This is a genomic window from Campylobacter sp. CH246 (assembly GCF_004378835.1).
GTDB lineage: Bacteria > Campylobacterota > Campylobacteria > Campylobacterales > Campylobacteraceae > Campylobacter_D > Campylobacter_D jejuni.
The window spans coordinates 99,589-111,365 of record NZ_RYYA01000005.1; the positions used below are offsets into that span (position 1 = coordinate 99,589).

Consider the following 11,777-nt stretch of genomic DNA (forward strand, 5'->3'; position numbering starts at 1 on the left):
GCATCTGCAAGAAGCATAAAAGCTAGCCATCTCTTTCTACCACCGGTAGTTGAGCTTTATAATTATAAATATTTTTTACTTAGATTGAAATAAAAAAAGGAATAAAATGAATCTAAACCAAACTTTGCAGGAAAAATATCCACATTTAGAAGTAAGTGTATTAAAGCTTAGTGAAGTGAAAAAAAATATAGATTTTCGCATAGATGATAGTTTTTGGACAATGAAGCTTATCTATAACAATAAGTTGAACTATAAAAAAATAGGAGAATGTTTATTAAAATCTCAATATGGTATTTCAATAAATATGAATGAAGGGGGCGATGGTATCCCTATTTATAGAATGAATGACATTGATAATATGCTTTGTAATTTTGAAGTCAAAAAATATGCTTTAATTGATAAAAATGAATTGCAAACTTTTAGGTTAAATTATGGAGATGTTTTGTTTAATAGAACAAATTCCTATGAGTTTGTGGGCAGAACAGGAATTTTTTATAACAATAGAGAAAACTTTGTTTTTGCTTCATATTTAGTAAGGCTTGTTTGCAATAAGGAAATTCTGTTGCCAGAGTATCTTACAGTTTTTTTAAATACGCATATTGGTAAAAAAGAGATAAGAAGAAGGGCTAGACCATCAATTAATCAAACAAATGTAAATCCTGAAGAATTAAAAGAAATTAAAATTCCCATTTTCCCTATGGAATTTCAGTTAGAAATTCAAAATTTGGTAAAAGATTCTCATAAGGCATTAGAAGAAAGTAAGGAGTTATATAAAAAAGCAGAGGAAACTTTATACCTTGAGTTAGGACTTGATCCAAAGAATCCATTGCAAAGTTTGCTAGATTCTAAAACAAATAATCCTACAAACTCACCAAATATCTCTATACACACATTAAAAGAATCTTTTCTAAAAACAGGAAGATTGGATTCTGAATATTATCAAAGTAAATATGAAGACATAGAAAAGATGATTAGAAGTTATAAAGATGGCTTTTGTAATTTAAAAGATTTAGTTAATGATATTTCAAGTGGTTTTGCATTTTCAAGTGATGACTACCAAGATGTTGGAGAGCTTGTATTAATTAGGATTAATAATATAAAAAATGCTACGCTAGATTTAAGCAATGTTATCTATCTTAAAAATGAAGCTTATAATTTAAGCCCTAAAGATAAAATAAAAAAAGGTGATATTTTAATTTCTATGTCTGGTAGCATTGGTTTGTCTTGTGTGGTTAGAGATGATATATCAGCTATGGTTAATCAAAGGATTTTAAAAATTTCGATTAAAAATTTTAATAGTGATGTTTTGGTATTGCTTTTAAATTCTTTTATTTGTAAAATGCAATTTGAGAGAATTGGTACAGGTGGGGTTCAAACAAATCTTTCTTCAATAGATATGCAAAATATCCTTATCCCTAAAATAGATTCTACAACTCAAGAAAAAATTGCAAAATATATACAAGAAAGCTTTAATTTAAGGAAAAAATCTAAACAATTATTAGATAATGCAAAAATTAAAGTAGAAGAGCAAATACAAGGAAAAGTATGATTATCAACGGAGAAAAATTTGAATTTAAAGAGCTTAGATTTATGGATTTTATCAAAGAAAAAGGTTTTAAAATCGAACTTATCGCCTTGGAATTAAATGGAGAGATTGTACCTAAGAGCGAATTTGAAAATTTGATTTTAAAAGAAAACGATAAAGCTGAAATCGTAAGCTTTGTAGGAGGTGGATGATGAGAGTGAAATTTAATGGCAAAGAACTTGATACAGACTTTAAAACAAGTTTGGAATTTTTTGAAAATATCAGCAAAAATGAAAATGATGTATGGATTATCAATGGTTTTGCAACAAAAGAGAATATCGCTTTAAATGAAGATGATGAGCTTTTTTGTATAGAAAGAAATACTTTACCTCCAAAAGATGCACTAGATGCTATGATGAGAGCAAGACACACTCCAAAGCTTCACGATAAACTTAAAAATGGGCGCGTGGCGGTGTGTGGTTTAGGCGGACTTGGATCACATATAGCGATAAATTTAGCAAGAAGTGGAGTGGGGTTTTTAAAGCTGATTGATTTTGATGTGATTGAGCCTAGCAATTTAAATCGTCAAGCTTATCGTGTAAGTGATTTGGGTAAATTTAAAACCGAAGCTTTAAAAGAGCAAATTAGCGAGATTAACCCTTATATCAGCGTTGAAATTTGCACTTTAAAAATCGATGAGAATAATTTAGAGTCTTTATTTAAAGATATAGATATAGTTTGCGAAGCTTTTGATAGTGCTATCGCAAAAGCAATGATAGCGCAAAATTTTCATAGATTTTACAAAGATGGTATTTTAATCTGCGCTTCAGGGCTTGCGGGCTATGGTGATAGCAACAGCATACAAACAAGAAAAATTGCTAAAAATTTCTATGTGTGTGGGGATTTGGTAAATGGTGCTAAGGTGGGAAATGGACTTATGGCACCAAGGGTAAATATTTGCGCAGGACATCAAAGCAACCTTGTTTTAGAGCTTTTAGCAAATAAGGAGTAAAAATGCAAGAAAATTTAAAAAATGATAAATTAAAAATAGGCAAATACGAGTTTGATTCAAGATTTATTTTAGGTTCTGGAAAATATTCGCTAGAGCTTATAAAATCAGCTATAGAAGAAGCTAAAGCACAGATTATCACTCTAGCCTTACGCCGTGCAAATACAGGGGAAATTGCTAATATACTTGATTATATCCCTAAAAATATCACACTTTTACCCAACACTTCAGGCGCAAGAAACGCCGATGAAGCTTTACGCATTGCAAGGCTTTCAAGAGAGCTTGGTTGTGGAGAACTTATCAAGATAGAAGTGATAAGCGATAGTAGGTATTTGCTACCTGATAATTATGAAACGATTAAAGCTTGTGAGCTTTTAGCTAAAGAGGGTTTTACGCCCCTACCTTACATGCATGCTGATCTTTACGCAGCTAGAGCTATGCGTGATGCAGGAGCTGCGGCTATCATGCCTTTGGCAGCGCCTATTGGAAGTAATAAAGGCTTATGCGCTAAGGAATTTATACAAATTTTACTTAATGAGATTGATTTGCCTATCATTGTAGATGCGGGTATTGGAAGTCCTGCGCAAGCTTGTGAAGCTATGCAAATGGGAGTAAGTGCAGTGATGGTAAATACAGCCATAGCTGAAGCTAAAGATATAGCCTTGATGGCTAGAGCTTTTTCTTTGGCAGTAAATGCGGGAAGAGCGGCTTTTTTAGCAGGTGTGGCAAGTGTGAGTGAAGCTAAAGCAAGTTCTCCATTAACAGGCTTTTTAAGGGATTGATTATGCAAGATTATATGCAGCATTTACCTCACATGCAGGAAATAAAAAGCGAAATTTTAAATAAGGTTTTAAGTCAAGTTCAAAGCTATGATGAGAGTCAATTTAGCGCTAAAGATGTTAAAAATGCTTTAAATCAAACACATTTAAGCATAGAGCATTTAAAAGCTTTGCTTTCAAGTGCAGCAGAAGATTTCATAGAAGAATTAGCCTTTAAATCCGCTAAAGTCAAGCAAAAATATTTTGGAAATTCTATCTCTCTTTTTACCCCACTTTATTTGTCAAATTATTGTAATTCTAAATGTGTTTATTGTGGTTTTCAAAAAGGTAATAAAATCGCAAGAGCCAAGCTAAGTGAAGCTGAAATTCACGAAGAAATGCAAGCCATTGCTAAAAGTGGTTTAGAAGAAATTTTAATGCTAACAGGCGAGGGTAGGGAGTTTGCAAGTGTAGAATATATAGCAAATGCTTGTAAAATAGCTAGAGAGTATTTTAAGGTTGTAGGCGTTGAAATTTATCCTATGAATGAAGATGAATATAAAATTTTGCATGAAAAGGGTTGTGATTATGTGACTGTTTTTCAAGAAACTTACAATGCTTTAAAATATTCTAAAATTCATTTAGCTGGTGAAAAACGCATTTTCCCTTATCGCTTTAATGCTCAAGAAAGAGCTTTAAAAGCGGGTATGCGTGGAGTGGCTTTTGGCGCACTTTTGGGTATAGATGATTTTAGAAAAGACGCCCTTGCTACGGCGCTTCATGCACATTTTTTACAACAAGCTTATTCGCATGCTGAAATTTCTATTTCAGTACCACGTTTAAGGCCTATTATCAATAATGCTAAAATCCATCCTAAAGATGTAAGTGAAAAACGCCTTTTGCAAGTACTTTGTGCTTATAGACTCTTTTTGCCTTTTGCGGGCATTACCATTTCAAGTCGTGAAAGAATAGGTTTTAGAGATGAGGTTATTAAGCTTGGCGCTACTAAAATGAGTGCAGGAGTGAGTGTGGGTATAGGTGAGCATAAGGGTGAGAAAAAGGGTGATGAGCAGTTTGAAATTTCAGATGATAGAAGCGTAGATGAAATTTTAGCTATGCTTAAAAGATCCAATTTGCAAGCTGTGATGAGCGATAGTATCTATGTGGGATAAAAAAATCATCGCCATAAGCGATAGAAAATGTGTAGAAATAGACTTTTTAAAGCAGATTGAAAAACTTGCTAAGGCTAAGGTAGATGCTATAGTTTTAAGAGAAAAAGATTTAAGCGAATTTGAGTATTATGACTTAGCAAAAGAAGTTTTAAGCATTTGCGCAAAGCAAAAAGTGACTTGTTTTTTGCATTTTTTTGATAGGGAGTGTTTAAAATTGGGACATCGTTATTTTCACACACCGCTTTCTTTGCTAAGAAAAGAACCTAAATTAACAAAATATTTTCATATACTTGGTACTTCAGTCCATAGCAAAGAAGAGCTTTTAGAGGCGATGAGCTATAAGGTAAATTATGCTTTTGTAGGGCATATTTTTGAAAGTTCTTGCAAGATGGGTTTAGAACCTAAAGGGCTTGATTTTTTAAAATCCTTACTTGAATTTAGTCAAATTCCACTTTATGCTATAGGCGGTATCAATGCTCAAAATATAGAAAATTTTAAAGATATAAATGTAGCAGGCGTTTGTATGCGTGAAATTTTAATGAAAGAAAAAGATCTTAAAAAGTATCTTTTAGAATGTAGGCAAAATTTACGATGAATAAAATTCTTTCTTTACCAGAAGATTTAAAGCAATTAAAAGGTGTCAATTATAAAAAAATTAAATCTTGCACTTTTGCCAAATATACACAAACGGATACTTCGCATTCTACTTTTGTTAATGTAGGAAGTCATCTTTTAACTTTTGTTCGCAAAGGATATAAAATTTTACATACTGCATCAAAAGATTATAAGATTAACTCTTATGAAACTTTGTTTTTAAAAGCTGGGAGCTATACTTTAAGCAATGTAGGACTTAGTAAAGGAGTTTATGAAGCTTATTTATTTTTTTTTGACAATGCATTTTTAATTGAACTTATTTATAAGTATAAAGATTTTTTTAAACTAGATCAAAAGTTTCAAAACTATGAAATTTTTTGGGTAAAAAATGATAAGATTTTGCAAGGAATTTTGGAAAGTTTTTCACCGCATTTTGAAGAAAATACGCAAATTTTAGATCCTATAGTGAGTTTGAAATTTGAAGAGATTTTTTTACATTTGCTTTTAAATAAGAATATTTATTTTATTAGTTTTTTATCAGGAATTTTAAAAGAATTTCGCCTTGATCTTTCCCAACTTTTTGAGTATTGTGGTAGAGAATTTTTAAGCGTAAATGAAATGTCTAATTTTGCGAAATTAGATTTAGCAACTTTTTCTAAAGAATTTAAGAAATGTTTTGGACAAAGTCCTAAAAAATGGTTAGATGAAAAAAGGTTGCAAAAAGCAAAGATTTTACTTAAATTTTCTAAAAAAAATATCAATGAAATAGCTAATGAGTGCGCTTTTTCTTCGGTAGCTTGGTTTATTGAAAGATTTAAAGAGAAATATGAGCAAACTCCTAAGCAATATCAAAAAACAAAAAACTTGTATTTTTTATCAAAAAACTAGCACATTTTTTTTATCTAAATAAATATAATTCAATGAAAATATTTTTAAATAAAGGAGAAAATATGAAAAAATATGTTTTAAGTTTAGCGCTTCTTGGAAGTTTGCTTGGTGCAAGTGAATTAAAATATCAAGAATTTGATGGTTTTAAAAGCCCTGAAAGTATTTTTGTAGATAAAAACTATGTTTATGTATCTAATGTAGGAGAAAAACTTGAACCTTTGGCGAAAGATAATGATGGATTTATTTCTAAGCTTGATAAAAATGGCAAAGTGCTAGAATATAAATTTTTAACCCATCTTAATGCACCAAAAGGCATGATGGAGATTGGAAAAACTCTTTATGTGGTAGATATCGATGTTTTACGCGGTTTTGATCTTAAAACTAAAAAAGAAATTTTTAATTTACCTATTAAAGGTGCAATCTTTTTAAATGACATAGAAAAATTAGACGACAATACGCTTTTGGTTAGCGATACTGGCACAGGGCTTATTTTAAAGGTTGATTTAAAAACTAAGCAATATGATGAATTATTAAAACTTGATTTAGCAAAATTTGGCGGTCCAAATGGGTTATATCTAGATAGAAAAAAACATAAGCTTTTTATAGCTGGTTATCATCCTGATGGTGTAAGTGGCGGTGTTGTAATGGCTTATGATTTAAATACAAAAGAACTCAGTATAATTAAAAATGAAAAAGAATCTTATGATGGAATAGTTCCTTATAAAGATGGTTTATTGGTAAGTTCTTGGGGAAATAATCTAAATGGATATATTTATAATTTAGATAATGTTAAATCTGTAAAACTTGAACTTCCTTTGATGAAAGGTCCTGCAGATATATTTATTGAAGGTAATATTTTATGGATTCCTAAGATGGCAGAAGGTAAAATATTCAAAGTAGAACTTAACAAATAAGGCTTTTATGGCTTCTTTTAAAAAGATATTTTGGATTAATGTTATTATTGTTATTATTGTAGCTTTTAATCTTAGAGCCCCAATTACTGCAGTGGGGCCTATTATTGATATTATTAAAGATAAGTATTATTTAAACTCAACCGTAGCGGGCATACTTACAAGTCTTCCTTTGATAGCTTTTGGAAGTATTTCTTTTATTGTGGGGTATTTTTCTCCTATTCGTGCTATTGTTTTTGGAATTTTTTTAATTTTTTTAGGCGAAATTATTCGTTCTTATTTTGGTGTATATGGCTTATTTTTAGGAATGTTAGCAATGGGCTGTGGTATAGCAATTGCAAATGTTTTACTTCCTAGTTTTATTAAAGAAAAATTTCCAAAAAAAATGGCAAGTATAATGGGAATTTATAGTCTTGTTTTGAGTATTTCTTCGATTATGGGTATTGCTTTAGCTATACCTTTGCTTAGTGTATTTGATTTAGCTGGAGCTATGTTTTTCTGGGCTATTTTTTCTTTTGTAGCTTTAGTAGTTTACTATCCTCAAGCTAAAAATGGTAGATTTTTTCGTATTAAGAAAAAAGCTCATAAAAAAATCAATCTTTTTATAAATTTAACAACTTGGAAAATTACTCTTTTTATGGGATTTCAAAGTTTTTTAGCTTATTCTTTGTTTTTTTGGTATGTTCAAATTGTTGTAGAAAAAGGATTTGATAAAGAATTTTCTACAAGTATGGTTTTATTTGCTCAACTTGTTGCAGCTCCAGTGTCTCTTTTTGGCCCTTTACTTTTAGGAAAATTAAGACAAAATTTACATACTTTTTACATAGCAGGTTTGTGCAGTATGTATGTGATCGCTTTTGGTATGCTCTTTATTTTTGATAGTAAAATTTCTATTATTATCAGTGCTTTTATCATGGGTTTTCCATGGGGTGGAGTTTTTGGCATTGCGTTGCTTTTTATTGCACAAAAAAGCTCTAATGCTCAAATAGCAGCGAGACTTTCTGCTTTAGCTCAGGGTTTTGGATATTTAATTGCAGCACAAGGACAATGGATTATAGGTTTTTTGCATGACAAATTTGAAAATTTTTCATTTGCTATTTTGATGTTAGTTTTTGTTGGAATTTTAGTAAATATCTTTGGATATTTATCTTATAAAAGTCAAATTATCAAATAAAGCTTTTTGGATTAGCATATCTGCGCCATTTTTTTGGGTTATATTTTGCAATCTTGTAGAAATATTTTCTAGATTTAGTTTTAATATTGACTTAAAAAATTCATCAAGATTAATAGAGTTTTGCATAAAAATTTGACATAAAGCTTGATCTTGTAAAAATTTAGCATTAAAGTATTGATGATTTTTAGCTGCATAAGGATAAGGTATAAAAATAGTGGGCAAAGTATTAGCACAAAGTTCAAAAAGAGTACTTGCACCTGCTCTTGATATAGCTAGATCTGCATTTTTCATTTTTTCTTCCAAATTTAAACTAAAATCAAAAATATCAGCTTGGATATTTAAGCTTTGATAATGTTTTTTGCACTTTTCAAAATCATTTTTTCCACATTGATGGATGATTTTGATATTTTGTTCTTGAAGTTTTGGTGCTAAATTTAAAGCTAGTTCGTTTATAAAGCTAGCTCCTTGTGATCCTCCTAAGAAAATAATATTTTTTAATTCTTTGCGAATCCTAGCATTATCAAAAAATTTATCTGCTACAGGATAAGGGCTAATTTCTTTTTCAAAGGCGCTAAAAAATTTTGTAGCGAAAGGTTTTAAAAGCATATTTAAAGAGCCGCTTTTTGAATTTTGTTCATGTATAAAAAGAGGCAAATGTGAGAATAAAGCTGCAAAAGATGCAGGAGCTGCACTATATCCACCTACACTAAAAACGGCTTGGATGTGGTATTTTTTAAAAATTTCTCTACAATCTTTGGAGAGTTTTAAGGTGTGGAGTAAAGAACTGATTTTGCCAAATTTGCTTTGATTAACCACTCCTTTAGAGTTTAAAAAAAATTTTTCCTTAAAGCGTACTTCATTTTCAAACCAAGCTTTATCTTGACCATTTTGACTGCCTATGTATACACATTCTATATTTTTTTTAATCGCACTTTCTAATAAGCAACGCACTATGGCCAAATGTCCCCCAGTTCCACCACCTGTTAAAGCTATTGTCATAATTTAACCTTTTTTGAAATCATTAATACATATCCTATGCCTATACAAATTGCCCACATTGAACTTCCTCCATAGCTTAAAAGTGGAACCGCTACGCCTTTTAGTGGAGTAAGAGAAATAATACCAAAAGCATTCATAAAGAAAGAAAAAAGTAAAAGTAAGGCTATGCCTGAACAAAAAATAAAATCTTGTTTAGCTTCACATCTTCCTGCAATTCTAAAAATTCTTAAAATCATCCAAAGATAAATATAGCAAATAACCCCAAGACCTAAGAGTCCTATTTCTTCAGTAATTCCTGAAAGAACAAAGTCAGTATGCACTTCACTTAAAAAGCCTAATTTAAAAGTTCCAAGTCCTAAGCCTTCGCCAAACATTCCTCCATGGGCTATAGCATTTAAAGAGTGTGAAATTTGATAAGGCTCGCTATTGCTGCTTACTCTTAAAGCATTTGCCAGCCAATCAGGAAGCATAGGTAAAAAAGCATCTTGTATATTCCCCCACCAAGAAGCGATTCTTTGAATTCTTCTTTGGTTGCTAAAAATTACCATTATACCTATCATCATAATGATTAAAGTTCCAAAAGCAAAAAGCCTTTTACTAGCTCCTGCAAAAAAAGCTAAAGCTAGAATCAAAAAGAAAGAAATTACGCTTTGTCCTAAATCGTTTTGAGTGATATAAATATATCCTATAACTATAGAAGCTAAGATACAATAAGGCAGAAGAATTAAAGCCTCGTGTCTGATAGCTTTTTTGCTATCATCAATACGCCTTGTATAGCTCCATGCTAAAAAATAAATCAATCCTATTTTAAAAAATTCCACAGGAGAGATAGAGAGTGGGCCTAAGCGTATCCAGCGTTTAGCTCCTCCGCTAGCTGTTGCTAATACAGAAGGTAAAAATGGCAAAATGATGATAAAGATAAAAGAAATAATCAAAATAGCTAAAATAATTTTTTTAGAAAGTGCTTTATCAGGATCCAATCGAGAAATAAAAAACATTATAAGTATGCCACTAATTCCAAAAAAAAGCTGACGAATAAAAAAATGAAACTCGCTATAGTCAAGAAAAAGAACAGTAAAAGCTGTAAGAGAGTATGAAAATACTATTCCTATGGTGATTAAAATACAACTTAAATAAAATAATCTTTTATCAGCAACCATTATAATTATAACTTTTCTTTATTGGAATTAAAATTTTAAAAAGTTTTATTATAACTAAAATAAATTAATTTTTTTGCTAAGTTTTTGTAAGGAAAATTTGCTAAAATTAACAATAAAAATATAACAAAAAAGGCAAATTATGAATCAAATCCATAAAATTCTCATAGCAAATAGAGCTGAAATAGCTGTTAGGGTAATCCGTGCTTGTAGAGATTTACATATTAAAAGTGTTGCAGTTTTTACAGAGCCTGATCGTGAATGTTTGCATGTAAAAATCGCAGATGAGGCTTATCGCATAGGAACGGATGCTATAAGAGGATATTTAGATGTTGTTCGTATTGTCGAGATTGCTAAGGCTTGTGGTGCTGATGCGATCCATCCTGGTTATGGATTTTTAAGTGAGAATTACGAATTTGCTAAGGCTTGTGAAGATGCTGGAATTATTTTTATAGGTCCAAAATCTGAAGTAATCCATAAGATGGGAAATAAAAATATCGCTCGTAAGTTAATGGCTAAAAATGGCATACCTATTGTTCCAGGGACTGAAAAATTAAATTCCTATAGCATGGAAGAAATTAAAATTTTTGCTGAGAAGATTGGTTATCCTGTTATTTTAAAAGCTTCAGGTGGTGGAGGTGGACGCGGAATTCGCGTTGTTCATAAAGAACAAGATCTTGAAAATGCCTTTGAATCTTGCAAAAGAGAAGCTTTAACATACTTTAATAATGATGAAGTATTTATGGAAAAATATGTAGTTAATCCCAGACATATAGAATTTCAAATTTTAGGAGATAACTACGGAAATATTATCCATCTTTGTGAAAGGGATTGTTCTATTCAAAGAAGACATCAAAAGGTAATTGAGATAGCACCTTGCCCTGGAATTTCAGATAATCTTAGAAAAACCATGGGTGTTACAGCTGTGGCAGCTGCTAAGGCTGTAGGTTATACAAATGCTGGAACTATAGAGTTTTTGCTTGATGATTATAATCGCTTTTATTTTATGGAAATGAATACAAGAATTCAAGTTGAGCATCCAATTACTGAAGAAATTACAGGTATTGATCTTATTGTAAGACAAATTCGTATTGCAGCAGGAGAAATTTTGGACTTAGAACAAAGCGATATTAAACCTAGGGGTTTTGCTATTGAAGCTAGAATTACTGCTGAAAATGTATGGAAAAATTTTATTCCAAGTCCTGGAAAAATAGGAGAATACTACCCAGCTCTTGGACCATCTGTTAGGGTTGATAGTCATATTTATAAAGACTATACTGTGCCGCCTTATTATGATTCCATGCTTGCAAAGCTTATTATTAAAGCAACAAGTTATGATTTAGCGGTTAATAAACTTGAGCGTGCTTTGAAGGAATTTGTGATTGATGATATTAGAACAACAATACCATTTTTAATTGCCATTACAAAAACAAGAGAATTTAGAAGGGGGTATTTAGACACCTCTTTCATAGAGACACATATGCAAGAATTATTAGAAAAAACAGAAGATCGTCATCAAGAAAATAAAGAAGAAGTTATAGCTGCAATAGCTGCTACGCTTAAAAAAATACGAGAAAGTAGGGAATAATA

At 30.9% G+C, this 11,777-nt stretch carries 12 protein-coding genes; 10 read left to right on the forward strand and 2 right to left on the reverse strand.

The window, feature by feature from the left end:
* Positions 1-106: 106 nt before the first annotated feature.
* The 9 genes from ELQ06_RS05285 to ELQ06_RS05325 all read left to right on the forward strand — a co-directional run bounded on the left by ELQ06_RS05285 (position 107) and on the right by ELQ06_RS05325 (position 8,031).
* On the forward strand, positions 107-1,549 hold the full coding sequence (locus ELQ06_RS05285) for a restriction endonuclease subunit S (RefSeq protein ID WP_052793794.1): 1,443 nt from the start codon (positions 107-109) through the stop codon (positions 1,547-1,549).
* Complete coding sequence (gene thiS, locus ELQ06_RS05290) at positions 1,546-1,737, forward strand: sulfur carrier protein ThiS (RefSeq protein WP_044260438.1); 192 nt, start codon at positions 1,546-1,548, stop codon at positions 1,735-1,737. The genes ELQ06_RS05285 and thiS overlap by 4 nt, the downstream gene beginning before the upstream one ends.
* A complete protein-coding gene (gene thiF, locus ELQ06_RS05295) occupies positions 1,734-2,537 on the forward strand; it encodes a thiamine biosynthesis protein ThiF (protein WP_079460080.1) in 804 nt (267 codons plus the stop codon). The genes thiS and thiF overlap by 4 nt, the downstream gene beginning before the upstream one ends.
* 2 nt (positions 2,538-2,539) lie before the next feature.
* The gene (locus tag ELQ06_RS05300) at positions 2,540-3,316 is read left to right on the forward strand and encodes a thiazole synthase (RefSeq protein ID WP_052797692.1); all 777 of its coding nucleotides are present in this window, start codon (positions 2,540-2,542) and stop codon (positions 3,314-3,316) included.
* A gap of 2 nt (positions 3,317-3,318) precedes the next feature.
* A complete protein-coding gene (gene thiH / locus ELQ06_RS05305) occupies positions 3,319-4,464 on the forward strand; it encodes a 2-iminoacetate synthase ThiH (protein WP_052797693.1) in 1,146 nt (381 codons plus the stop codon).
* The gene (locus ELQ06_RS05310; RefSeq protein ID WP_052781754.1) at positions 4,454-5,059 is read left to right on the forward strand and encodes a thiamine phosphate synthase; all 606 of its coding nucleotides are present in this window, start codon (positions 4,454-4,456) and stop codon (positions 5,057-5,059) included. The genes thiH and ELQ06_RS05310 overlap by 11 nt, the downstream gene beginning before the upstream one ends.
* The gene (locus ELQ06_RS05315) at positions 5,056-5,946 is read left to right on the forward strand and encodes an AraC family transcriptional regulator (protein ID WP_002852985.1); all 891 of its coding nucleotides are present in this window, start codon (positions 5,056-5,058) and stop codon (positions 5,944-5,946) included. Before ELQ06_RS05310 ends, ELQ06_RS05315 begins: the two co-directional genes overlap by 4 nt.
* A gap of 62 nt (positions 5,947-6,008) precedes the next feature.
* Complete coding sequence (locus ELQ06_RS05320; protein ID WP_002918514.1) at positions 6,009-6,860, forward strand: ATP-binding protein; 852 nt, start codon at positions 6,009-6,011, stop codon at positions 6,858-6,860.
* A gap of 7 nt (positions 6,861-6,867) precedes the next feature.
* Entirely contained in the window at positions 6,868-8,031 is a 1,164-nt protein-coding gene (locus ELQ06_RS05325) for a CynX/NimT family MFS transporter (RefSeq protein WP_020247016.1), read from the forward strand.
* On the opposite strand, the gene murG is transcribed toward ELQ06_RS05325, so the two are convergent.
* Entirely contained in the window at positions 8,002-9,030 is a 1,029-nt protein-coding gene (gene murG, locus ELQ06_RS05330) for an undecaprenyldiphospho-muramoylpentapeptide beta-N-acetylglucosaminyltransferase (protein WP_052797694.1), read from the reverse strand. The genes ELQ06_RS05325 and murG overlap by 30 nt on opposite strands.
* Positions 9,027-10,190, reverse strand: coding sequence for a putative lipid II flippase FtsW (gene ftsW / locus ELQ06_RS05335; RefSeq protein WP_002866069.1), 1,164 nt, complete (start codon positions 10,188-10,190; stop codon positions 9,027-9,029). The genes murG and ftsW overlap by 4 nt, the downstream gene beginning before the upstream one ends.
* Positions 10,191-10,329: 139 nt before the next feature.
* On the opposite strand from ftsW, the gene ELQ06_RS05340 reads away from it, so the two are divergent.
* Positions 10,330-11,775: an acetyl-CoA carboxylase subunit A gene (locus ELQ06_RS05340; protein WP_002853011.1), complete on the forward strand. Its 1,446-nt coding sequence runs from the start codon at positions 10,330-10,332 to the stop codon at positions 11,773-11,775.
* The last annotated feature ends 2 nt before the right edge of the window (positions 11,776-11,777 follow it).